The organism is Lysinibacillus xylanilyticus, assembly GCF_001708185.1.
Classification (GTDB): Bacteria; Bacillota; Bacilli; order Bacillales_A; family Planococcaceae; genus Lysinibacillus; species Lysinibacillus xylanilyticus_A.
In genome coordinates, this window is sequence record NZ_MDDN01000025.1 from 1 (window position 1) to 25120 (window position 25120).

Below are 25120 nucleotides of genomic sequence, written 5' to 3' on the forward strand. Positions count from 1 at the left end.
AAGAAAATCGTAAGGTCTTTTAGTCGTGCGAAAATTTAGTTGTAGTTGGGAGGGGTACCCCTCCCAACTACAACTAAATCAAAAAACAAAAGAAATTAAAGAATTACACTTGACTGGAGGTAAGAAAGAGGCTGGGACAGAACTCGATTATTTTGAAAAATAGCGAAAACAGATAATAACTTTTTCGCTTCAATGAGTAGATTGTTCCTTCCTAAATCAAAAAAAATGTTAGACCGAAATCGGTCTAACATTTTTTCTTTTTGTCCCAGCTTCTTTAAATTGACTAGAGCCGTAGATTACATCATTCCTGGCATGCCGCCCATACCAGACATATCTGGCATTGCTGATGCTGGTTCTGGGATGTCTGCTACTACTGCTTCTGTTGTTAAGAATAAAGCTGCCACAGATGCTGCGTTTTGTAGAGCTGAGCGAGTTACTTTCGCTGGGTCTACTACGCCCGCTTCCATCATGTTTACCCATTCGCCTGTTGCAGCGTTGAAGCCTACACCGATTTCTTCGCGTTTTAGGCGATCCACGATAATTGAACCTTCAAGACCTGCGTTGTTAGCGATTTGACGAACTGGTTCTTCTAATGCACGTAGAACAATTTTCACACCAGTTGCTACGTCACCTTCTTCTGCATTTGCAACTTTTTCAACTGCTGCATATACGTTAAGAAGTGCCGTACCACCACCTGATACAATCCCTTCTTCAACTGCTGCACGAGTTGAGTTAAGAGCGTCTTCAATGCGAAGTTTGCGTTCTTTTAGTTCTGTTTCTGTTGCAGCACCAACTTTAATTACTGCTACACCGCCTGCTAATTTTGCAAGACGTTCTTGTAATTTTTCTTTATCGAACTCTGAAGTTGTTTCAGCAAGCTGTGCACGGATTTGACCAATACGACCTTCGATTGTCTCTGCACCGCCAACGCCTTCTACGATTGTTGTATTGTCTTTTGTAACAACAACCTTTGCAGCGCGACCAAGTGATGTAATATCAGCGGATTTAAGGTCTAAGCCTAATTCTTCTGTAATTACTTGACCGCCTGTTAAAATTGCGATATCTTCTAGCATTGCTTTACGACGGTCACCAAATCCTGGAGCTTTCACCGCTACAGCATTGAATGTACCACGCAGTTTGTTCACTACAAGTGTTGCAAGAGCTTCACCTTCAACATCTTCAGCGATCAGTAACAGTGGACGACCTTGTTGTACCACTTGCTCTAATAATGGTAATACTTCTTGGATGTTTGTAATTTTTTTATCAGTAATTAAAATGTAAGGGTTGTCTAGTACCGCTTCCATTTTGTCTGTGTCTGTTACCATGTAGTGTGATGCATAACCACGATCGAATTGCATACCTTCAACTACATCTAGCTCAGTTGTGAAGCCTTTAGATTCTTCAATAGTAATAACACCATCGTTACCAACACGTTCCATTGCTTCTGCAATTAATTGACCTACTTCATCATCAGCAGCAGAGATTGCCGCAACTTGTGCGATTTCCTCTTTGTTACTTACTGGACGAGAAATAGCGTGTAATTCTGTAAGAGCTGCTGCAACTGCTTTGTCGATCCCTTTACGAATGCCTACAGGGTTTGCACCAGCTGTTACGTTTTTCAAGCCTTCACGAATAATTGCTTGTGCTAATACTGTTGCAGTTGTTGTACCATCACCAGCAATTTCGTTTGTTTTAGAAGCAACTTCTGCTACTAATTTTGCCCCCATGTTTTCATATGGGTTTTCTAATTCGATTTCTTTTGCAATTGTTACACCATCATTTGTAATAAGTGGTGAACCGAATTTTTTTTCTAACACTACATTACGACCTTTAGGCCCTAGAGTAATCTTTACTGCGTTTGCTAATTTATCTACACCTTGTAACATTAATGAACGAGCGTCTTCTGAAAATTTAATATCTTTTGCCATTTGAATTTACCCTCCTGGAATGGAATATTCGTTAAGCTTTATAAATATATATTTATATTAATCTCGCCTCAGTGTAATTGTCATGACAAACACTAAAGGCATTAACTTTTTCAAGTTAATTTAAGTTATTCAATAATTGCAAGAATATCACTTTCGCGTAAAATTAGGTATTCATTACCTTCATACTTAACTTCTGTACCTGAATATTTAGAGAAAATAATGCGGTCGTCAACTTTAACGTCAAGCTCAACACGTTGCCCGTTCTCTAATATACGACCTGTCCCAACTGCTACAACTTTACCTTCTTGCGGTTTTTCTTTTGCAGAGTCTGGCAGTACAATACCGAATGCAGATTTTTCTTCTACCTCGATTAGTTGGATTACAATACGATCTCCTAGTGGTCTTAACAAGTGAAACAACCTCCTAATAAATAATATATGTTGATTTATTAGCACTCTATCTAGTTGAGTGCTAACACAATTATTATGATAATCAATCACACTTTCTTTTGCAAGTCAGAACTACGAAAAATTTTGTTTTCTTTCCATATTCCTCTACAATAGAAAGGTAGCATAATGAATGGAAAGGATTTTGACTGTGACTACTTCTCAAAAAATAAATAAACATAAAAAAACAGCCCTATATGTTTTACTGATTTATATTCTCATGCAAATATCAGGCAGATGGCTGTTAATACCGTTTCACAAGCTTGTTATGAGTACAACCGGTTTACCTTCTGAGCAAGCCGCTCCGCTTACGCAAGGCTGGTATATCGCACTTAGCTTTGCCATTGCGTTAATTTTAATTTTAATCCTAACTTCTCGCGATAAAGCATTTTGGGCTATTTATAAAGGAAAGAAAGAAACCATACCACTTACAATTGTATGGGGAATTATTGGTTTCTTCTTAGTTTTCTTTGGTCAAATGATTGGCGCTGCTATCGAAATGACTGTATTCGGTATCCAAGGTGGGTCACAAAACACAGCTGATATTGTAGCTATTGCGAAAGGTGCTCCTATTACAATACTAGCAATTGTCGTCTTTGGCCCAGTTTTAGAAGAGTTCGTCTTCCGTCGTGTTATTTTTGGATCACTTGTCCAAACAACTAATTTTTGGGTAGCCGCAATCGTAAGTGCCATTTTCTTCGGACTTATTCATTTCGACTTCACACATATTTTGCTTTATACAATTTGTGGATTGATTTTTGCCTTCTTATATCACAAAACAAAACGCATTTGGACGTCCATTATCGCCCATGTCATGCTTAATGGATTTGTGACATTTGTACAAGTGTTTGCAGAACCATTACAAAAGTTTCTTGAAGAACTCGAAAAAATGCAATAAAATTCAGTGGGAATTTTCTTCCCACTGATTTTTTAGATTCTAACCTATTCTTTTATAACAAAAAAGCTCGATGCTATTATCTCGCATCGAGCTTCCACTATTTATTTTTGATTCAATTCTTCTATTTGTCGTCGCTGCTGTTCAAGTGCCTCTTCAACCTGGCGTTTTTGCTCAGCTTCCTGCTCTTCCTTCAAACGTATTTCCTCTGATTTCAAGTATTTCTTGTACCCAATACGCGAAATCACAATGCTAATTTCATAGAGCGCAAACAATGGTACTGAAACCATTAAATGTGAAGCCAATTCAGGTGGTGCGATAATAGCGGCACACACAAATAAACCAAAGTACGAATATTTACGAATACGAATTAGTAAATCAGGATTCAATATCCCTATACGTGAAAAGAATAAAATAACAACCGGCAATTGGAAAAGGAAACCAAAAGGTATTGTAAGCTTAAATAAAAATGTAAAATACTCATGTATTCCTATTGTTTGCTGAATCTCCAACTCGACCGACAAATTCATCATGAATTTTATGACATAAGGGAATAATAAATAGAATGAAAAGGATAGCCCTGCGATAAACAATAAAAATGAATACGGTATATAGCTTAAGGTTGCTTTTCGTTCTACGTCCCTTAATCCTGGGCTAATAAACGACCACAGTTGATACATTAACACTGGTGATGAAAGGATAAATGCAATTAAAAAAACAACTTGTAAATAAATCGCAAGTGGTGTTACTACATCAAATGCATGAAGCTCTATATTATAATTCGCTCCAGTACTTTGAAGGTATTTAACAAGCGGCTTTGCCACAAAAAAGCCGCCAACCATAGCGAGAACAAAGAAAACGGCAACAATGAAAAGCCGTTTTCTTAATTCTTCTATATGCTCAATGACAGTTAGATCTTTTGGATTCATTCCTCAAACATCCTAACTTACTTATCTAGTTCTTTCTTTTTCTTGTCATCATCATCTTCATCGGCTAAACCTTTAGTAGCATTTTTGAATTCACGTAATGTTGAACCGAATGCTTTACCCAGCTCTGGTAACTTCTTAGGACCAAAAATTAGTAACGCGACAATTCCGATAATAATGAGGCTCATAGGACCAATACTACCCATTACAGCCACCTCCTCTTTATATCCATCATTTTAACGCATATTTCGTCATTTTGCTAACTAATTATATGTGAAAGTTTTTCGTCACTCTCTCATTTTATTTCATGCTTACATTTGACAGAAACTGTGAACTATACTATCCATCGGAGGCTTTGGGCCAACGTGATGTTGGTCACTCAGTCGTGTGTTGTTGTTGTTGTTGTTGCTGTCGCTGCGCTTTCGCACAGATAAAACCGTGTTGCTGTCGCTGCGCTTTCGCACAGATAAATTGCCACAGGACGTGGCGTTCTTAGACTGAGTTCCTCTATTTGAGCGGTTCTTTATACACTCGCTGAAAGAAGCTAAATATGTACATTTTTCACTCTTCCTGATTGCGAATTAAATAAATAAGCGCTTGCAATTCTACCGATAAATCGATTGTTAAAAGCTGCATTCTATCTGGCACCGTTAACCGCTCTGGCGTAAAGTTTAAAATACCCTTTGCATTCATTGCCGCTAATCTATCAGCCATTTTCTGTGCAGAGCGTGGTGAAACTGTTAAAATCGCAAGCTCTGCTCCATATTCTGCATACTTTTCTTCTAACAAATCCGGATGAAAAACAGGAATATTGCTGATCATCTTCCCGTCCTTTGGTGCCTTTGAATCAAAAGCCACCACAATATGAGTATTGTGATTTTTTTGGAAATTATATTTTAATAAAGCGCTACCTAAATTCCCTACACCAATTAACGCTACTTTTGTCGTTTCGTGCTGATCGAGTGTTTGACTAAAAAATTTTAATAGATGCTGCACATCATAGCCGTAACCCTTTTTGCCAAGAGCACCAAAATAAGAAAAGTCACGGCGAATAGTTGCAGAATCAATTTTCATCGCTTCACTCAGTTCCTTCGACGAAATACGTTCCATGCCTTCTTGTGCAAAGTTTTGGATAAATCGATAGTAAAGAGGAAGTCTTTTTGTAGTGGCTTGTGGAATTTTTAATTCTTGTTTCAAACTTTCTCCTCCTTAAAATGTCTCAGTTTGAATGTACTTAGCTAGTAATTTTAATACATGCATCATTAACTATATATATAAATATTAATATCCACTAGAGTATTTCCCTTTAGTTAATGGCGCTTTTTACGCCACTAACTAAAGGGAAATCGTTTCAATCTTACATGACAGCTCGGAATAAGTAAAGCATCGACATTGCAAGCGAATCGCTCATCCATTACACTAAGGAAGAATTGAGGTGTCAAGAATGATTGTTTTACAGGTCAATCAACTATATAAATCCTTCCTTGCAGATGAAATTTTAAGCGGCGTAAAATTAGAGGTTCAACATCGTGACCGCGTTGCATTAGTGGGACGTAACGGTGCTGGTAAGTCCACTTTACTTAAAATAATTGCTGGTCAAATGTCATATGACTCAGGCGATATTATTATCCCTAAAGGTGTGCAGATTGGATATTTGGAGCAGCATGCTGGGTTAAACTCAACGTTATCGATTTGGGACGAAATGATGTCAATTTTTGAACCAATTATCGCACAAGAAAAAACACTTCGGTCACTTGAACAACAAATGGCCGATCCAACTGTCTATGAAAACCCTTCTTTGTATGCAAAAATAATGTCCGAATACGATCAATTACAACATAATTTTAAGGATGCAGGTGGCTATCAATATGAATCTGATACACGCTCTGTGCTTCACGGCATGCAATTCTATCCTGAAGATTATGAAAAACCAATAAGCTCATTATCAGGGGGTCAACGAACTCGTTTAGCTCTAGCTAAGCTCCTCTTAAGTAAACCTGATTTATTAATACTCGATGAGCCTACTAACCATTTAGATATTGAAACCCTCTCCTGGTTGGAATCCTATTTAAAAGGCTATGAAGGGGCTATTTTAATTGTTTCCCATGACCGCTACTTCTTAGACCAGGTTGTTTCCATTGTCTACGAAGTTTCTCGTCACCGCGTCACAAAATATACAGGCAATTATAGTGCCTATTTAGACGAAAAAGCGAAAAATTATGAGCGTGATTTAAGGTTATATGAGCGTCAGCAAGATGAGAAAGCAAAGCTTGAGGATTTTATCCAAAAAAATATTGCTCGTGCTTCTACTACTAAAATGGCACAAAGTCGTCGTAAAATGCTTGAACGAACAGAATGGATGGAATCTCCTGATGGCGATGAAAAGTCCGCAAGCTTCGGTTTTACCATCGAACGTCAAAGTGGGAACGATGTATTATCTATTGATAGCTTAGCTGTTGGTTATGGTGATAAGAAAATATCAAAAGGTATCACATTACGTGCATTCCGCGAAGATCGCATTGCACTTGTTGGGCCAAATGGTGTTGGTAAATCAACTTTATTAAAGACCATCGTAAAAGATTTACCATCACTTTCTGGAGAAATTCGCTATGGCACAAATGTTCAAATTGGTTATTATGATCAAGAACAGGCAAAACTATCGAGCAATAAAAGTGTTCTAAAAGAGCTGTGGGATGAATGGCCTTTAATGAATGAAAAAGATATTCGAACGGTGCTAGGTCGTTTTTTATTCAGTGGAGATGATGTAGATAAAATCGTATCCTCTTTATCTGGTGGTGAAAAGGCAAGACTTGCACTAGCTAAATTAATGATGCAAAAGTCAAATTTCTTAATTCTCGATGAGCCTACCAACCACTTAGACCTAGATAGTAAAGAGATACTGGAAAACGCGCTTATTGATTATCCTGGGACACTCTTATTTGTATCGCATGACCGATATTTCATCAATCGAATTGCTACTAAAGTGATTGAGTTGTCTGGCGATGGTTCCTTTGAATACTTGGGTGACTATGACTATTATCTTGAGAAAAAACAGGAGCTTTTAGAAATTGAACAAATGAAAGCTGCCGCCCAACCTCAAGCTAAAACAGAGATACTTGAGAAGTCCTCTACCTCTAAAATTGATAAAGAGGCTAAAAAACGTGAGCGCCAAATTAGACGCTCAATTGAAGAACTAGAAGGAAAAATGCAGGAAGTAACTATTGATATAGCTCGTTTAGAAGAAGCGCTTTGTGATCCAGAAATTTTCACAGACCACGAAAAAATTACTCAGCTTCAGGGAGAATTATCAACTGTTAAGGAACAGCATGAGCTATTTGAAATGGAATGGCTTGAGCTAAATGAAGAACTTGAAAATATCATTTTATAAAAGAAAACTTTACTCAGTGGGAGGTTAACTGCAACTTATTGCGGGACAAACCTTATAAGCCATGTGCCTTGTCACATGGCTTTTTCCTTTACTCGCCTCTATTTTTCATATATATTGGTCAAGTGCTATTTTTCGACAAAAAATGCCCACAACTTTATACACACAATAAATATAGTAATACCAACATATCAACAGACTTTTCCACATTGTCCACAATTAAAAATTATTTTACCCACATCTATTTGTGTAAAACACGCTACTATATATTGAATAATCACAAGTTATACACAAGTTATCAACATTTTGTGCATAAGTACGGATGTTCGCTGTTTTATTTTCCATCTTACCTGTGGATAATTTTCTGAAAAATTTGTCAATAGCGCTCTTTTTATTGAATTCATAATTTTCTTATCGACAATTTTTTTCACAAAAGCAAAAAGAGGTATTTTAGAATCAAATCTAAAACACCTCTTTTTCTATAATCAATTATGCCTCAGCATAATTGCGGCCGAAATCTACTTTGTGATTAGGTCTGAAAGAAGTTAAACCCAGGATTTCAACTCCATCCCAGGGCGACCATTCATTGATAAATTACCGCGAATACCTGCTTCAAACATTGGTGTTGCTGCTGCCCCTATCATAGCTGCATTATCTGTACACAGTTTTAATGGCGGCACATAAACCGGGATCCCTTCTTCCGCAAATACAGAATCAAGTGATGTACGCAAGCCCTTATTAGCCGCTACACCTCCAGCTGCAATAACCTGTTTCACTTTATATTGACGAGCTGCTCTTAATGTTTTCGCTGTTAGCACTTCAACTACACTATCTTGAAACCCTTTGGCAACAGCAGTAGGAGAAATCTCTTCTCCACGCTGATCCATATTATGTTTATAATTAATAACGGCTGATTTCAGACCGCTAAAGCTAAAATCATAAGAATCTTCCTCTAACCACACTCTTGGGAAGGTTACGGCCTCATCCCCCTCATGTGCTAGCTTATCAATACGCGGACCACCTGGATACGGTAAGCCTAAGACACGCGCAACCTTATCATAAGCCTCACCAGCAGCATCATCTCTCGTCTCTCCGATGACTTCAAAAGAGCCGTGTTCCTTCATATAAACTAGCTCTGTATGGCCACCTGATACGACAAGTGCTAATAATGGGAATTCCATTGGCTGCACGAGTGCATTAGCATATATATGTCCTGCTATATGATGCACACCGATAATCGGTAAATTGTTGGCAAATGCAAAAGCCTTCGCAGCATTAATCCCAATTAACAATGCACCTACTAGACCAGGCCCCTCAGTAACTGCCACCGCATCTAAATCAGCCGGCTTCATGTCTGCCTGTGCTAACGCTTCTTCTATGACTATTGTAATTTGCTCAACATGATGACGAGATGCAATTTCAGGTACAACCCCACCAAATCGTTTATGACTTTCTATTTGAGACGCAACCACATTAGAAACAATTTCAGAGCCATTTCGAATAATCGCTGCTGCTGTTTCATCACAGCTCGATTCTATTGCTAAAATAATTCGATTTTCCATCATAAATTCACCCACATGACAAGGGCATCCTCCCCGTTATCTGTATAATAGCCTTTACGTATGCCACCATCTTGGAAATCAAGCTTTCGATAAAGATTTTGAGCAACTGTATTCGTTACGCGCACCTCTAAACTCATAACTTCCATTTCATGCTGTCGAGCAATACGCATAGACTCTCGCATCAATTCTTCACCAATACCTCGGCCGCGAGCTGCCTCTATAACAGCTACATTCGTAATTTGCGCTGCGTCTATAACCATCCACATGCCACAAAAGCCGATAATACTACCGTCCGCATCCACCGCCAACACATAATGTGCATACTGATTTTCATGCACCTCATAGTAAAAAGAATCTAACGTCCATGGTGCAGAAAATGTTGCAAGCTCTATTTCATATACTGCTGGGACATCCTCAGATACCATTTTACGATACATTATATTACTACTCATGTGCCTTCTCCTTTTGTTCCTTCAGCCAATTCGCCTCCGCCTCTGCAATACGTTTGTATTGCGGGACAAAATGATGAATTGCATCTACACTTGGTAGTTCCACTTTAGTCGCTAATCGAATAGTTTCACTCGCTCGTGGTAGGTCGTTGCTAAATGGTGTACGCAGAGCAAAATCACCTAGTACCTCTACAATTCTATGCCAAAAAACATCTACGTCTGCTCCGACAAATAAAACCGGAGTCTCTAAAGCCTGTAAACGTTCTAACAATCCATCTATATGATCGTGATCGTCATCTATAATCACATCAAGCTCATAGCCTTTATAAACTGCCGAATAGACATTGCCTCTTCGCGCATCAAAGATAGGGCAAATAAATCCACCATATAGTGCTGCATTTGCAGCCAATGTCTTTAAGCTTGATATTCCTACTAAAGGTTTTTTCAATGTCCACGCTAATGTTTTAGCAAGTGTCACACCTATTCGAACACCTGTATATGAACCAGGCCCTTCTGATACAGCAATCGCATCTAACTCATTTGGCTTTATGCCAGCCTTTACTAGCACTTCTTCAATGGCTGGCATCGCACCCGCTGAATGCGTTAATTTTATATTTTGTACAATTTCTGCAATCACTTTACCATCCCTTACGACAGCAATAGAAAGTGGTGCATTCGCTGTTTCAATCCCTAACCAAATCATTTCATTAGCTCCTCACATAATGCCTCATATCGCTTTCCAAGAGGTATTAATACAAACCGTCGTTGATTTTCTCCAACTCGGTAAATTTCTATTCCAAGACGCTCCTGCGGTAAGTCCTGTTCAATTAAATGAGCCCACTCGACAACTGACACCGCATCACTATAAAATAACTCGTCCCAGCCAAGATCTTCATCGCTTTCCGCTAAACGATAAACATCTAAATGATTAAATGGTACACGTCCCTCATATTGCTTTACAATCGTAAATGTTGGACTATTGACCGTTCGCTTCACGCCAAGCCCCTTCGCTAATGCTTTCGTAAATGTCGTCTTACCAGCGCCCAAATCACCTTCTAATGTAATTGTATCCTGGGCTTCTAGTAAGTTTGCTAGCTTCAACGCAAAATGCTCAGTATCATCCAGCGAATTCATTATTTTTTCATACATCATCTCTTTTTCCTCTCCTAGCTCCATTACCTCTAGTTTACCGAAACAAGCGTAAATGTTCAAAACATCCAATGATTTTAAAAAATAAAACACGTCCCCCTTTGTAGAAGACGTGCTTACTTTGTTGTTGAATAACCCTCTATATCAATAACCTTTTTATCAACCAATTTATCATCTTTAAATCGTACTATATAGGCTTTTGTCATAAGTATTTCATCATTCCAGCGGTATTGATCTTTTTTCACCATCTCTTCTGCTCCCCCTGCAATCTCCACCACTTCCATATACGACATACCTTCTTTTAATTTTTCAAATTCCGCTTCATTCATATTTGTTTGCCAGTGGTACGCATTGGACTCCTCTATTTCTAAAATAGGATCTCCACAACCTACGAGGATAACCAAAGCACCTACGAACAAACTTATATAAAGACATTTTATGTAATTATACTTTCTCATGTTAACACCTCCAAAGACAATCTCCTTCTCTTGGGAGAAATTGATAAAAAGATAGTCACCTAACTTCTATGTTTATTGTTCCACTTGTTAGATTTATTAATTTAGTGGCTCTACATCAAATGTTGGGGTGAGGCACAATGTGTAGCTTCCTCAAACGTTCTGGCGACCGCCCCTCCAACTTTCATTGTATTTGATACTTCAACAATATGATAAAACCAATTTTACCATACATTTTTTAGAAATTATCAATATCCACAAATTTCCTTATAATAACAATAAAAAAGTCCTTATGATTTTAAAAGCATCATAAGAACTATATTATCATTTATAATGGCGGTCCCGACCGGGATCGAACCGGCGATCTCCTGCGTGACAGGCAGGCATGTTAACCGCTACACCACGGGACCTCTCTAAGACATCTATTAATATATCATAGGAAAATGCCTCATGCAAGATTTTTTTCGTTTTTTTTATTTTCACCTAAATATATACTTGGCATGTGTTTTAAATAATGTCATCCACAACTTTCGGGGATGAGCCAATCATTTAATCATTACCCATCTTTTGGGATCATCACCATAACGTGTGGTTGATTTCCGTTCCGACTGGGCGCTTTCCTGGGGGCGTCCGATGAGCCGCTTCACTCGCGTTGCTCGCTCCAGGGTCTCATCTGTGACGCTAATCCCCAAGGAGTCGCCCAGTCTCCACTCCAATCAACTAATATACAAAGCATACGTCTTAACAAATGTCATCCACAACTTTTGGCACCGTTTTTGCAAATAAATTAAATAGATTCAACAAACTATTTCATAAGGAGGTCGTTTCAATGATTCGGTACATCTTTACTCGAATCGGCTACATGATCATTACATTATTTATTATCATTTTGCTTTCTTTTTTGCTTATGAAGGCACTACCCGGTTCCCCATTTAATGATGAACGCTTACCTGAAGCCCAAAAAGAATTACTTTACAAAAAATACGGTCTAGATAAACCGGTACCTATTCAATTCGGTATTTACTTAGCAAATTTTGTACAAGGGGATTTAGGTGTTTCATTTGTTTTTGATAATCGTCCGGTTACAAAAATAATTCAAGAACGTATCGGTGCCTCTGCCATTCTAGGATTTCAAGCCGTAACTGTCGGTACTTTAATAGGCTTACTGCTAGGTATAATAGCAGCACTAAGGCACAACACCATTATAGATTACGGGGCTACGGTTTTAGCTGTGCTCGGTATCTCCATTCCATCCTTTGTATTTGCAGGTTTTTTACAATACTGGATTGGTGTCAAACTAGGCTGGCTACCAATCGCCTTTTGGAACGGTTTTGAATACTCAATCTTACCAACAATCGCTTTAGCGGTAGGTGTTGTTGCAACAATTGCCCGCTTTACACGGATTGAAATGTTGGAAGTACTCCATCAAGAATATATTTTAACAGCGAAATCAAAAGGACTATCGAATTCCTTTATCATTACAAAGCATGGTATTCGAAATGTACTAATCCCAATCATTACAATTATCGGACCATTAACTGTTAATACGATTACTGGCTCACTTGTTATTGAAAAAATTTTTAGTATCCCTGGCTTAGGCGAACAATTTGTTAATTCCATTATTACGAATGATTATCAACTTATTATGGGAACAACAATCTTTTATGCTGTTCTATTTGTAAGCGTTATCTTAATTATTGATATTTTATACGGATTCATTGACCCTCGAATTCGTGTCACAGGAGGCGAGTAATTTATGACAACAAAAATAACTGAGGATGCAACACTAAAAAAATATCCTCCTGATTTATTTGAGCCTGTCTCTCAACATGAATTGAGCGATGATTTTACGTATCGTTCTGAACAATCATTTTGGCAAGATGCATGGCTTGGCTTACGCAAAAATAAAGCAGCCATCGTTGGTTTATGCATTATTATTTTAGTTATTTTACTAGCCATTTTCGGTCCATTTATGAATAATCATGGCTACGATGAACAAAATATTGCGCGGACAAATTTACCACCAAAAGTCCCTGTTCTTGAGAATATTTCATTCTTAGGCTTAAACGGTGTTGATAGTCGTGGTGTTGACCAATATAAAGCTAAAGGTATAAGTGAATATTTTTGGTTCGGTACAGATGAATTAGGTCGGGATTTATGGACACGTATTTGGCAAGGCACACGTATATCTCTTTATATTGCTTTTTTAGCAGCAACAATTGATTTAATTATAGGCGTTGCTTACGGGGCTGTTTCAGCATTTTATGGTGGTCGCACTGATCATATTATGCAACGTATTATTGAAGTGTTAGTTGGTATTCCTGGGCTAATTGTTAATATTCTTCTCATTCTTATTTTAAAACCAGGCATCATTTCTATTACTATTGCGATGGTTATCGTTGGGTGGATTAGTATGGCACGTATCGTACGAGCACAAATACTAAAGTTAAAATCATATGAATTTGTTCTTGCTTCTAGAACGCTCGGTGCTAGTAACCAACGTTTAATTTGGAAACATTTAATTCCTAATACGCTAGGTCCAATTATTGTAGCTACTACTTTTACCATCCCAGGAGCCATCTTTACTGAAGCATTATTGAGTTTTATCGGCCTAGGACTACAGCCACCAACAGCTTCCTTAGGAACGATTGTTAATGACTCTTATAAATTACTACGTATTTATCCACATGGCATGATTTTTTCATCCATTGTCATTAGTTTAATTATGATTAGCTTTAATCTACTCGGTGATGGACTGCGTGATGCATTCGATCCAAAAACACGTAAATAAGGAGGGATGCGCATTGAAAAAAATATTAGAAGTTAAAAATTTAAGTGTTTCATTTAATACGTATAATGGTGAGGTGCAGGCTGTACGTAATGTATCCTTCGACTTATATGAAGGTGAAACACTAGCAATCGTTGGCGAGTCAGGTTCTGGGAAGTCAGTTACATCTAAAAGCCTATTACGACTAAACCCTGTCGAAACAACAATGCTGAAACATGGTCAAATTTTATACAATGGGAAAGATATTTTAACGTGCAAAGAGCAGGAAATACGTGCCATCCGCGGAGCTGAAATCTCAATGATCTTCCAGGATCCGATGACTGCATTAAACCCCACGATGACAATCGGTAGTCAAATTGCAGAGAGCATAAAAAAACATACAGCATTACGTGGTCATCAAATAACAGAACGTGTGATTGAACTATTACAGCTTGTTGGCATTAACGAAGCGGATAAGCGCTATAAACAATATCCTCACCAATTTTCTGGAGGAATGCGTCAACGTATCGTTATCGCGATGGCACTTGCTTGCGAGCCTCGTATTATTATTGCCGATGAACCTACCACAGCTCTAGACGTTTCGATTCAAGCACAAATTCTAGAATTGCTAAAAAACATTCAAAAAAAGATGAATCTTTCAATTATATTTATTACACATGATTTGGGTGTTGTAGCAAAAATGGCTGATCGTGTTGCCGTGATGTATGCCGGAAAAATTATTGAAATTGGCTTAGTCGATGAAATTTTTTACCATTGTCAGCATCCATATACACAAGGTCTACTTGCTGCAATGCCAAACCCAGATATTGAAACCGACACACTGTACGCTATTCCAGGAACACCACCAAACTTACTGCATCCGCCGAATGGTGATGCCTTCGCTGCTCGTAATAAGCAGGCACTTAAAATCGATTTTTTAGAGGAACCACCCATGTTTAAGGTCAGTGACACACACTATGCCGCGACTTGGTTATTGCATGAGCAAGCTCCTAAAATGATACCGATTCATCAACAGTTAGCACTAGCTGAATGCAATGAACGTGAAAAAGCTCCTGTATTTGATACAACCAACCCGTTTTTATCATTAAAAGGAGTAAAGCAGCATTTTAAATTAGATAAAAACACTATCAACAAAGCTGTAGACGGCATTACTTTTGATATTTATAAAGGAGAAATCTTTGGTTTAGTTGGAGAATCTGGCTGTGGCAAGTCCACGACAGGCCGCTCGATTATTGGACTCAATATAGTAACTGCAGGCGATATTCACATCGACGGTAGGAATATTAATGAAGCAAAGACGAGGCAAGAAAAGTTAGCCTTTAATCGCAAGGTGCAAATGATTTTTCAAGACCCTTATTCTTCCTTAAATCCACGTATGAAAATTGCTGACATTATTTCAGAAGGTCTTGCTATTCATGGTGTGCCAAAAAGCGAATGGAAGATAAAAATTTATGAGCTATTAAATATAGTAGGCTTAACGAAAGAATATGCTAATCGCTACCCTCATGAGCTTAGCGGCGGGCAACGTCAACGCATTGGTATCGCACGCGCCCTGGCTGTAGAGCCTGAACTAATTATTGCTGATGAACCAATTTCCGCATTAGACGTATCGATTCAAGCACAAATCGTTAATTTATTGAAAAAGCTACAAAAGGAACGTGGACTGACATATCTATTCATTGCACATGATTTATCGATGGTGAAATATATTAGTAATCGTATCGGCGTCATGCATCGTGGGAAAATAGTCGAGCTTGCAGAAAGCCAAGAGCTCTATGATCACCCAATTCACCCTTATACAAAGGCACTATTATCTGCTATACCATTGCCTGATCCAAAATTAGAACGTGAACGACAACGTATTATTTTTAATGAGGTTGAATATAACGCTACTAATAGAGAAAGTGAAAGCTTTACAGAAGTACGTCCAGGCCATTTTGTCATGCTGACAGAAGAAGAACTTACCCAATACCATCAAGCAATCAGCGAGAGCATACTGCAATGAAATTAAAAATAACTTTATTATTTACTGGCTGCATTTTGCTATGTTCCCTTCTCTATACATTGCTCTTAAAGCAATCGATGACAATGCTGACGATCATTAATCACACTTTCCTTGCTTCACTTACTTTTACAATCGTTGGAGCACTATTGTTTGTTGTGCAAGGCGGGCTTTTTAATGGGATCACTTACAGCTTTAAACGTTTTTTTGCTCGCGTCACTAAAAACGGCACCTACGCCTATGAGTTAGATGGTGACTTGGAATACGTACAAGCGCCATCCTATACCTTTACCTATCCACTGCTACTAGCAGGTTTGAGTGGCTGTATAATGACAACTATTTTATCTGTTGTTTTCTATTGATAGGAGGCTTTTTTACTATAACGAGTGGTTGATTTCCGTTCCAGGCTACTCGCTTTGTTGCTGACGCTTCGCTTTCGCACAGAGCAACGCTTCCTGTAGGCGAGCTTCGAGCTATCGTAGATCGCCATATATGGACTTAAATTAAGGGTTTCTTGATTTGATATCAACGGGGGCACCACCTGCACATTAATTCTTTTATTATAAAGAAAAGCGTGACTAAAATAATAGTGTGATATATTGCGTTGTTTGGAGAAGCATCGCTCGCGAGCGGAATGCTTCGGAAAACAACAGTAGAGTCACAGTGCCAAATGAAGAAAGCGAGGTATTCAACGATTTAATCGTTGAATACCTCGCAATGTGAGAAGATATAGACTTTTTCAGTGCCCTCCTATCTAAGTAGGCAGCATCTTTTTTTACTTTACAATTTCAACCCATTTATAGCTAATGTCCGCCGAAAACGGATGTTCATATAAATTTTTTACATATGGCTTCGTCAAACGACTTATACCTTTTTGGAATGTCGGTGCAAATGCAACATCATCCATCATAATCTTTTCAGCTTGTTGCATTAATTTCCAACGTTCGGAAACATCAGAAGTTGTTTTAGCTTTTTTAATTAATGCATCAACCTCTTCATTTTTATAGTGAGATTGGTTGTAGTAAGCCGTGGATTCAAATAATTCAATATATGTCATAGGATCTTGATAATCAGGGCCCCAACCACCGTAGTCTAAATCATAGTCAACAGCCCCTTCTAATGCTAGCTTTTGCTTATTAGGTTGCATGTTGATTGTTAGCTCTAGACCTTTAAGATTTGTTTCTAATTGATTTTTAATAAATTCTGCAGCTTTTTTAGACTCTGCACGGTCATAAGTTAAAAACTCAAGTTTTACTTGATCTACCCCAAGCTCCTTTAAACCCGTAGCCCATGCTTCCTTTGCCAATTCAACATTTGTTTTATTCATATCACCGTTCCCTTCTCGGAAATCAACACCTTTTTCATCTGTTGATAATCCAAGGGGTACTAAAAAATATGCTGGAATAGAGCCATCCTGTAAAATCACATCTGCAAAGCCTTGTTTATCCCAAGCCATATCGATAGCTTTTCGAATGTTCTTGTTTGATAGGATTTTATTTTCATGGTTCATTCGGATAAAATACGTATTCGGTTTTAAAAATGTTGAAAACTCTGGGCTATCTTTGTATTGAGCAACATACTCACTCGAAAGCTCAGCAGTGTCGATTTCTCCTGCTTCATATAAGTTGACAGCTGTTGCCGTATCTTTCACGATTTTTTGTGTGATTTTTGTAAGCTTCACACTGTCTTTATCCCAATAGTTTTCATTTTTTACGAATGTCCAGCCTTGACCATGCTGCCATGATTCCATTACGAACGGACCATTATAAATCATATTTGCTGCTTCTAACGCATATTGATCGCCTTGTGCTTCTGTGAATTCTTTGTTTAGTGGAAAGAACGGTGCGTACGTTGTTAAGCTTATGAAATATGGAATTGGAGCATTTAGTTGGACTTCCAATGTGTAATCGTTTAGCGCTTTAACGCCAATTTCATCTACTTTACCATATAGAGGATCGCCCTCTTTTTGAACACTCGCTGCATTTTTTATATCTAGCATTAAATAAGAATAAATTGCTTGCGTTTTAGGATTGATAGCTCTTTTCCAAGCGTATTCAAAATCATGTGCTGTAACAGGTGTACCATTACTCCACACAGCATCTTGGCGTAACTTAAATGTATATACAGTACCATCCTCTGAAGCTTCATATGACTCTGCCATTCCTGGCACTGGTGTATTTTCTGGTCCGATACGGTACAACCCCTCAAATACAGAGTTCATTGCAGTAACTGCAAGTGCATCTACACTCCCTAATGAACTCATTGTTGCTAAATCCCCTCCCGCTACTAAATGCAGTTCCTGTCCAACAGTTGTGTCACCGTCAGTAGTAGACTCTTTGTCCGTACTATTGCCACCAGTTGGGCTAGCAGAAGAATTATCCTCCTTACCATAGCAGCCAACTAATACAACTAGCATCAGCCCTAATAACACGACTAACCATTTTGTCTTTTTAGTCATTGTCATTTCCCCTTTGATTTTATTGCACGATTGCTACCGTGCAACAAAACATATATGCAATATTCGTGCCGACACCATATTTTAATTTTGGCACAAATCTTGCAGTATATTTAAAAAGGGGGAATTATAACATGTCACTACTAGAACAATTACGTGTATCATTACGAGCTCAACAATCGGATGTTCTCATCATAACGAGTCATCAAAACCGTCGTTATTTAACAGGATTTACAGGCAGTGCAGGTACAGTAGTAATTACACCGACTCAAGCACTTTTACTCGTAGATTTCCGTTACACACAGCAAGCAACAAAACAAAGTAAAGAATTTGATGTTCGTGAAATCGATCGCAGCCGTTTATATGAAACTATCCAAGAAATTTTAGACACAGAATCTATCCAAACAGTTGGTTTTGAGCAACAACATGTTACTTATGAGGTATATCAATTAATGTCTAGTAAATTAACAGCAACATTAAAGCCGCTATCTAATATTGTGGAAAATTTACGCATGATAAAAACACCAGAAGAAATTGAATTGATTAAGAAAGCAGCGTGGATTTCAGATGAGGCATTCAAATATATTTTGACATTTATTAAACCAGGAGTGTCAGAAATTGATATCGCAAATGAGTTAGAGTTTCATATGCGTAAAAACGGAGCTACTGGAGCTGCATTCGATATAATTATTGCTTCTGGTCATCGTTCTGCACTTCCGCATGGTGTTGCATCTGACAAAATAATTGAAGAAGGTGATATGCTGACACTTGATTTTGGTGCCTATTATCAAGGCTATCGTTCAGATATGACAAGAACAATTGCAGTTGGCGAACCACCTGAAAAACTAATGGAAATATACCAAATCGTTTATGACTCATTACAAATTGCTCTATCTAGTATGAAGGCTGGTATTACTGGAAAAGAAGCAGACAGCTTTTCACGAGATTTCATAAAAGCTAAAGGCTATGGACAAAATTATGGACACGGTTCGGGGCACGGGATCGGCTTAGATATTCATGAAAATATTTTTATGTCTACAGTATGCGAAGACATCCTAGAAGAGAATATGGTGCTTACTGTTGAGCCTGGTATTTACATTCCTGATTTTGGCGGAGTACGTATAGAAGATGATGTCATCGTTACAAAAAACGGAGTTGAAGTTATCACACACTCACCAAAAGAGCTTATTATTTTATAAAGTAACCTTTTAATTTTGAAAAAGTGTATTGTTGGTATGAAAGCCTATGGATTGGAGGGAGGCTCGGACCATACTAAAGGAAAGCGTCTCCCGGAATGAAATTCACAGTCAAGTACATATGTTGGTAAAGAGCCCTTTTTCATTATTTATACACACTCTTAATAATGTTCATTTTTTTGACACATTATCAATTATGCCTCGGCATAATTGCGTCCGGAATCGGCTTTGTGCTTAGGCCTGCGTGATGCAGGTCAGTTAGCCGTTATCGCATGGATGCGATGATTTTAGACTAACATCCTTTATGAACTCTTTTCCGATTCCATGACATCCACCGGAGGCTTTAGGCCAACACGAAGTTAAATATCTTTATAATAGACATTTATCACTAAAGCTCCTTTTTACTTTAGTGATAAATGTCTAGAATTATTGTCACTATTACTCAAGAGCATCATTTTCTATAGATTTAAATACTTAAATGGAGAATGGAGGTTTTAAAATGCAGCTTTCTATCAAACAAACTCAAGATTTGAATTTAGTGATGACTGCACAACTTCGTCAAGCCATCGAGTTACTACAATATTCTACACTAGAGTTAGAACAGTATATTCGTGAACAAGAGCTCGAAAATCCATTAGTAGAGTTAAATGAACCGAGATTTCAAGAACGTACACATTTTTCAAAAGGTGTTAGCCGTCACACAAATATCTTGGAACATGTAACTAAATATGAAAAAAATATTCGTGATGATTTATTTGAGGAAATTAAGCTAACCTTCCATGAAGATAAGGACATTAAACTGCTTAAACATATTGTTTATCATTTGGATGACAACGGCTACTATGAACAACCAATGACACCGACTTATCAAGATCATGAAATCGAAAAGGGCATTCACTTATTACAAAACATTGGACCACTTGGTGTTGGGGCACGGAATTTGAAAGAATGCCTGCTATTACAAACAATGTATTGTGAAAATAGCCCTGCTCATACGGAAACAGTAATTTCCTTTTATCTTGATGAACTTGCTAACCAGAAATGGAAACAAATTTCTGACAAGTTAGATATATCCCTTTATGAATTGCAAGGAATTTATCGATTCATCCAAACTTTGCAGCCTAAACTTAGCTCACTGTTTCATCAGGAAGCTACACATCATCATACACCGGATATTATTGTTGAGATTGTTGATGGTGCCATCATTTTTTCATTAAATGATTATTATTTACCTAAAATCAATATACATGCGGACTATGCACCATACATTACTGCCAATTCCTCTGAAAAGAGTTATTTTAAAAAGTATTTATCAGACTATCAATGGCTAGTTAACAGTATTGAGCAGCGCCGAAATACAATTATTAAAATCATGAAGGCACTTATTGAAAAGCAAAAAGGCTTTTTTACACATGGCTTTGATGCTATAGAGCCTCTTACTTTGCGTGAAATTGCTGAACAAATTGAAGTACATGAATCGACAGTTAGCCGAGTGACAACGAATAAATATGTACAAACGGCTTTCGGGACATTTGAACTTCGAGATTTATTCACTTCTAAATTACAAACAGCAAATGGTAACAGTGTTTCACAAATAAAGGTAAAATCGCTTTTGTCTGACTATATTAAAACTGAGAATAAAAAGAGGCCTTTCTCAGATCAAAAAATTGCCGAGCATTTCAACACTATACTTGGTATCGAAATATCACGTCGTACAATAGCAAAATATCGTAAAGAAATGAACATTCCGTCATCTACAAGACGTAAAGTGATTCAATTTTAAAAGGGGCTACTCTCAGTTAAGTAGCTCCTTTTTAAATGTATGAAGGCCCACCACCATAATGTGGGGTGATTTCCGTTCCGACTGTAGGTCTTTCCTTGGGGCGTCCGATGAGCGACTTGAGGCAAAAGAATGACATATGTTTTAACAATTATCTTCCCACTTTTGATAAAGAGCCTATATGAAGGAATCCACTTAGTTTTGCTTCATATTTACGAAGACACTTTTAACTTCCGTATAGTTGGACAAGCCATATTCGCCGCCCATTTCGCGACCAACACCTGATTGCTTGTAACCTCCGAATGGCATCGTTTCCCACTCTAAACCAAAATCATTAATCCATACCGTTCCTGCTTGTAGCTTACTGGCGATATAATGTGCTTTTTTCACATTTTCAGTCCAAATGCTTGCTGCGAGTCCATACTTACTATCATTTGCACGAGCAATCACTTCTTCCACTGTGTCAAATGAGAAAATAGACATAACCGGTCCGAAAATTTCTTCACGAGCAATTGTCATATCATCCTGTACATCAGCAAATACAGTTGGTTGTACAAAATAACCTTTGTTAAATTCGCGCTCCCCACCTGCTACTAGGCGTGCACCTTCTTCTTTTCCTTTTTCAATGAAACCAAGTACTGTATTTAGTTGTTTTTGTGAAACAAGTGGCCCCATATCTGTTTCTGAATCCAGCCCCGGTCCTAATTTTAATGCTTTTGCTTTTTCGGCAAGTCGCTCAACAAACTGAGCGTATAAGCTACTGTGTACAAAGACCCTTGTACATGCACTACAATTTTGTCCGTGATTGTACATTGTCCCAGCAAATGTTCCTTCTATTGCCTCTTCTACGTCAGCATCTTGTAAAACGATTGCTGGAGATTTACCTCCAAGCTCCAATGTTACACTTTTCACATCGTCTGCTGCTTTTTTCATGACGTGAATTCCTGTCTTTGTGGATCCAGTGAATGCTACCTTTGCTACACCTTTATGTGTAACAACAGCTTCACCTGCTTCACCTGTGCCTGGTACGATGTTCACAACACCATCTGGGAAGCCAGCTTGTTTTATTAATTGACCTACGTACAATAGCGATAATGGCGTTTCCGCTGCAGGTTTAATAACAACTGTACAACCTACTGCTAATGCCGAGCCTAATTTCCATGCAGCCATTGCAAGCGGAAAATTCCATGGAATGATTTGCCCTACAACCCCTACTGGCTCATGGACAATGTAGTTTAAGTAATCCTTTGATACTTGCACCGTTTTTCCTGTTATGTTTGTTGCCCATCCTGCATAATAACGGAAATGTTGTACAGTACCGTCCACATCATCAGCTAAAGCCGTTTTGTATGGCTTACCATTATCTAATGATTCTAGCTGTGCAAGTTCTTCCCGATGCTCCTCTAGTAGATCTGCAAATTTATAAATAATACGTGAGCGTTCTGCTGCATCCATGATGGACCATTCATCATCAAATGCTTTTTGTGCAGCCAATACAGCTATGTCGATATCTTTAGCTTGTGCTTCATGTACTGTTGCAATTACCTCTTCATTTGCGGGATTTAATACTTCAAATGTTTTACCTGATTGAGAATGTACATATTCACCATTAATATATAAACCAATTGTCGATTGTAAAAATTCCTTCACCTTTGGTTTCAATGTTAATAATGCCTCCATTTTGCCACCCCTTCTTATCATCAATTTCACCTTGGCTTCATTGTTGCTGCCGCTTCGCTTTCGCACAGAAAACTTTTGTTGCTGCCGCTTTGCTTTCGCACAGAAAACTTTTGTTGCTGCCGCTTCGCTTTTGCTACAGATAAACATTGCGATTGGATTTTGAATTGTGCCCAGGCCTGCGCGAGGACCAACACGATTCCTTTCAAAATCACTTATGCTCGATAACAAGTACGTCTAAGTCAGCCATGATTGCTTTTAGTTGTGCATCTTCTTCCTCTGTTAATGGGAGACGCGGTAAACGACAAGGTCCGCCCGCCCAGCCCTTTAATTCCATTGCACGTTTTGCAATTTGTACGTATTTACCTGATCCTTCTAAAAACGCACATAATGGTAATAAACGATCGTAAATAGCCCATGCTTCATCTAGATTCCCATCTTGCACATTGTTATACAATTCCGTTACAAGTTCAGGCACGATGTTTCCTGATACAGAAATCCAACCAACCGCACCAACAAGGAATGATTCAATTGCTAAATCTTCTGAACCACAAAACACTTTAATGTTGTCTTGTCCTTGACGCACAATATCACGCGCTTTGCCGATGCTACCGCTGGATTCTTTAATATGTGTAATGTTTGGTACATCTCGGCCCACTTTTAATATTGTTTCTAAGCCAATATCCACACCAGAAGTGAATGGATTATTATAAATCATAATTGGGAAGCTTACTGATTCTGCAACTGATTTAAAATGTAAATAGATTTCTTCATCTTTGGGATGTGCGTAATAAGAGTTAATGAGCAAAGCTGCATCTGCTCCTGCTTGTTCAGCCTGTTGTGTATACGCGATTGCCTCTGCTGTTGTTTCTGCAGCCGTACCAACAATTAATGTAATACGCCCTTTAATTTGATCAACCGCTACTTCTACTGCTTTAAAGCGCTCTTCTTTAGATAAACTTACGAATTCGCCTGTGCTACCGTTAATGGCAATACCTTTTACGCCAGCTTCAATAAAATTCTCGATGTTTTGACGGAAGCCTTCCCAATCGATGTCTGTTTGGTTTAACATTGGCGTTACTAATACTGGAAATGAACCTTCTAATTTTTTCATGCTTCTTTCCTCCTAAGTAATTCAATTATATTTACACAATGACAAATCCTTGTTGTAGCGGATCTTCACTGTCTACTACAAATTGATGGATTCCTGTGATATATCCTGTTAATGCAATTTCGTAGCCAACCTCATGTTTGTTTACAATTTCAATACAACTGCAAAAAATACTGTTATTTTTTTGAACAGCATCATCGCCTAAGACTGCTATTAATGCAAGTGTACTATCTACACTTGGTGAGCGAAGAATATAGCCATCACGTTCAAATGTTACTGAACGTACTTCACTGTCTACTTTTTCATACACAATGACACCATCAGCTGCACTATATTTTGTACTTTCATTTACTCCCCAAGTACTAATATCTGCTAGCTCTTCTAGGACAAGTGTCTTTAATCGTTGTGGCTTTTCTAAAACAATATAACGTCGCTCACCATCTATCACCACGAACCCTTCTTCTACAAGCGCTGGCTTCACTGTCAATTGAACTGACAGTACTGCATCCTTTTTCTCCGAAAGTTGTACACTTACTTTGTAGATACCTTTTACTGTTTCAATCGTATACATATCATTCTCTGATACTTCAATTGTTCCAAGCTCTATTAATGCTGTCGTCGTAGCTACAAGTGCCTCATACTTAAAATCTGTAGAAGCATCGTGCTGGAAAAATAATAAACGGAATGATGCAACAGCTGATGGCAAGATAATGCATCCGTTCATACCACGATGCCCACGCGGTTCGTTTAATAGAAGTTGTTTTGTATTTTCAAATTGTGTATTTAATGCATTGGCCGCTTCCACTATATTTTCCTGAGAAATTGCGATAGGCGATTGCACGACTATACGAAAAGCTTCTCCAACTACCTGTGTATCAATCGTTTGAAAAGATTTATGATAGTTCATATATCTAAC

At 38.1% G+C, this 25120-nt stretch carries 23 protein-coding genes and 1 tRNA gene; 8 read left to right on the forward strand and 16 right to left on the reverse strand.

The features are described 5' to 3' along the window. Window positions 1-296 precede the first annotated feature (296 nt). Window positions 297-1928: a chaperonin GroEL gene (gene groL, locus BFJ97_RS22065; protein WP_068986766.1), complete on the reverse strand. Its 1632-nt coding sequence runs from the start codon at window positions 1926-1928 to the stop codon at window positions 297-299. Between the two features lie 125 nt (window positions 1929-2053). Continuing rightward, entirely contained in the window at window positions 2054-2338 is a 285-nt protein-coding gene (gene groES / locus BFJ97_RS22070) for a co-chaperone GroES (RefSeq protein WP_068986767.1), read from the reverse strand. Between the two features lie 169 nt (window positions 2339-2507). Between groES and BFJ97_RS22075 the strand changes: the two genes are divergently transcribed. Further along, window positions 2508-3272 carry a CPBP family intramembrane glutamic endopeptidase gene (locus BFJ97_RS22075; protein ID WP_068986768.1) on the forward strand — a complete coding sequence of 255 codons (765 nt, stop codon included), beginning with the start codon at window positions 2508-2510 and terminating at the stop codon, window positions 3270-3272. 101 nt (window positions 3273-3373) lie between these two features. Here the strand turns inward: BFJ97_RS22075 and tatC are convergent, their stop codons facing one another. The 3 genes from tatC to BFJ97_RS22090 form a co-directional block, all read right to left on the reverse strand. Then, on the reverse strand, window positions 3374-4198 hold the full coding sequence (gene tatC / locus BFJ97_RS22080; protein ID WP_068986769.1) for a twin-arginine translocase subunit TatC: 825 nt from the start codon (window positions 4196-4198) through the stop codon (window positions 3374-3376). Window positions 4199-4215: 17 nt separating this feature from the next. After that, window positions 4216-4401: a twin-arginine translocase TatA/TatE family subunit gene (locus BFJ97_RS22085; RefSeq protein WP_068986770.1), complete on the reverse strand. Its 186-nt coding sequence runs from the start codon at window positions 4399-4401 to the stop codon at window positions 4216-4218. A 355-nt stretch (window positions 4402-4756) separates the two neighbouring features. Further along, window positions 4757-5392 (reverse strand): redox-sensing transcriptional repressor Rex, encoded by a 636-nt coding sequence (locus BFJ97_RS22090; RefSeq protein ID WP_068986771.1) that lies wholly within the window; start codon window positions 5390-5392, stop codon window positions 4757-4759. 247 nt (window positions 5393-5639) lie between these two features. Here BFJ97_RS22090 and BFJ97_RS22095 point away from each other — a divergent pair, with 247 nt between their 5' ends. Beyond that, window positions 5640-7583 (forward strand): ABC transporter ATP-binding protein, encoded by a 1944-nt coding sequence (locus BFJ97_RS22095; RefSeq protein WP_068986772.1) that lies wholly within the window; start codon window positions 5640-5642, stop codon window positions 7581-7583. Between the two features lie 542 nt (window positions 7584-8125). On the opposite strand, the gene tsaD is transcribed toward BFJ97_RS22095, so the two are convergent. The 6 genes from tsaD to BFJ97_RS22125 all read right to left on the reverse strand — a co-directional run bounded on the left by tsaD (window position 8126) and on the right by BFJ97_RS22125 (window position 11605). Further along, a complete protein-coding gene (gene tsaD / locus BFJ97_RS22100; RefSeq protein ID WP_083227130.1) occupies window positions 8126-9142 on the reverse strand; it encodes a tRNA (adenosine(37)-N6)-threonylcarbamoyltransferase complex transferase subunit TsaD in 1017 nt (338 codons plus the stop codon). Further along, entirely contained in the window at window positions 9142-9594 is a 453-nt protein-coding gene (rimI, locus tag BFJ97_RS22105) for a ribosomal protein S18-alanine N-acetyltransferase (RefSeq protein WP_068986773.1), read from the reverse strand. The genes tsaD and rimI overlap by 1 nt, the downstream gene beginning before the upstream one ends. Further along, a complete protein-coding gene (tsaB, locus tag BFJ97_RS22110) occupies window positions 9587-10294 on the reverse strand; it encodes a tRNA (adenosine(37)-N6)-threonylcarbamoyltransferase complex dimerization subunit type 1 TsaB (protein ID WP_068986774.1) in 708 nt (235 codons plus the stop codon). Before tsaB ends, rimI begins: the two co-directional genes overlap by 8 nt. After that, window positions 10291-10740 carry a tRNA (adenosine(37)-N6)-threonylcarbamoyltransferase complex ATPase subunit type 1 TsaE gene (tsaE, locus tag BFJ97_RS22115; protein ID WP_083227131.1) on the reverse strand — a complete coding sequence of 150 codons (450 nt, stop codon included), beginning with the start codon at window positions 10738-10740 and terminating at the stop codon, window positions 10291-10293. The genes tsaB and tsaE overlap by 4 nt, the downstream gene beginning before the upstream one ends. Window positions 10741-10856: 116 nt before the next feature. Beyond that, window positions 10857-11198 carry a hypothetical protein gene (locus BFJ97_RS22120; RefSeq protein ID WP_068986775.1) on the reverse strand — a complete coding sequence of 114 codons (342 nt, stop codon included), beginning with the start codon at window positions 11196-11198 and terminating at the stop codon, window positions 10857-10859. A 331-nt stretch (window positions 11199-11529) separates the two neighbouring features. Beyond that, window positions 11530-11605 (reverse strand) — tRNA-Asp (locus BFJ97_RS22125). A 419-nt stretch (window positions 11606-12024) separates the two neighbouring features. Between BFJ97_RS22125 and BFJ97_RS22130 the strand changes: the two genes are divergently transcribed. The 4 genes from BFJ97_RS22130 to BFJ97_RS22145 are packed head-to-tail and all read left to right on the forward strand — an operon-like array spanning window position 12025 to window position 16347. Next, window positions 12025-12948 carry an ABC transporter permease gene (locus BFJ97_RS22130; RefSeq protein WP_068986776.1) on the forward strand — a complete coding sequence of 308 codons (924 nt, stop codon included), beginning with the start codon at window positions 12025-12027 and terminating at the stop codon, window positions 12946-12948. Between the two features lie 3 nt (window positions 12949-12951). Then, window positions 12952-13986, forward strand: coding sequence for an oligopeptide ABC transporter permease (opp3C, locus tag BFJ97_RS22135; protein ID WP_068986777.1), 1035 nt, complete (start codon window positions 12952-12954; stop codon window positions 13984-13986). 13 nt (window positions 13987-13999) lie between these two features. Continuing rightward, window positions 14000-15988 carry an ABC transporter ATP-binding protein gene (locus BFJ97_RS22140; RefSeq protein WP_083227129.1) on the forward strand — a complete coding sequence of 663 codons (1989 nt, stop codon included), beginning with the start codon at window positions 14000-14002 and terminating at the stop codon, window positions 15986-15988. Further along, complete coding sequence (locus tag BFJ97_RS22145) at window positions 15985-16347, forward strand: DUF3899 domain-containing protein (protein ID WP_223555331.1); 363 nt, start codon at window positions 15985-15987, stop codon at window positions 16345-16347. Before BFJ97_RS22140 ends, BFJ97_RS22145 begins: the two co-directional genes overlap by 4 nt. On the opposite strand, the gene BFJ97_RS24950 is transcribed toward BFJ97_RS22145, so the two are convergent. After that, window positions 16341-16514, reverse strand: coding sequence for a hypothetical protein (locus BFJ97_RS24950; protein WP_175401839.1), 174 nt, complete (start codon window positions 16512-16514; stop codon window positions 16341-16343). The genes BFJ97_RS22145 and BFJ97_RS24950 overlap by 7 nt on opposite strands. Window positions 16515-16760: 246 nt before the next feature. Beyond that, window positions 16761-18443, reverse strand: coding sequence for a peptide ABC transporter substrate-binding protein (locus BFJ97_RS22150; RefSeq protein WP_068986779.1), 1683 nt, complete (start codon window positions 18441-18443; stop codon window positions 16761-16763). Between the two features lie 131 nt (window positions 18444-18574). On the opposite strand from BFJ97_RS22150, the gene BFJ97_RS22155 reads away from it, so the two are divergent. Together BFJ97_RS22155 and rpoN are read left to right on the forward strand one after the other, a co-directional pair. After that, complete coding sequence (locus BFJ97_RS22155) at window positions 18575-19639, forward strand: M24 family metallopeptidase (RefSeq protein ID WP_068986780.1); 1065 nt, start codon at window positions 18575-18577, stop codon at window positions 19637-19639. Window positions 19640-20135: 496 nt separating this feature from the next. Continuing rightward, entirely contained in the window at window positions 20136-21419 is a 1284-nt protein-coding gene (gene rpoN, locus BFJ97_RS22160) for an RNA polymerase factor sigma-54 (RefSeq protein ID WP_068986781.1), read from the forward strand. A 192-nt stretch (window positions 21420-21611) separates the two neighbouring features. Here the strand turns inward: rpoN and BFJ97_RS22165 are convergent, their stop codons facing one another. From BFJ97_RS22165 to BFJ97_RS22175, 3 genes are all read right to left on the reverse strand, one after another. Continuing rightward, entirely contained in the window at window positions 21612-23096 is a 1485-nt protein-coding gene (locus BFJ97_RS22165; RefSeq protein WP_068986782.1) for an aldehyde dehydrogenase family protein, read from the reverse strand. Window positions 23097-23304: 208 nt separating this feature from the next. Further along, on the reverse strand, window positions 23305-24207 hold the full coding sequence (gene dapA, locus BFJ97_RS22170; protein WP_068986783.1) for a 4-hydroxy-tetrahydrodipicolinate synthase: 903 nt from the start codon (window positions 24205-24207) through the stop codon (window positions 23305-23307). 31 nt (window positions 24208-24238) lie between these two features. Further along, window positions 24239-25111 (reverse strand): proline racemase family protein, encoded by an 873-nt coding sequence (locus BFJ97_RS22175; RefSeq protein ID WP_068986784.1) that lies wholly within the window; start codon window positions 25109-25111, stop codon window positions 24239-24241. Window positions 25112-25120: the final 9 nt, after the last annotated feature.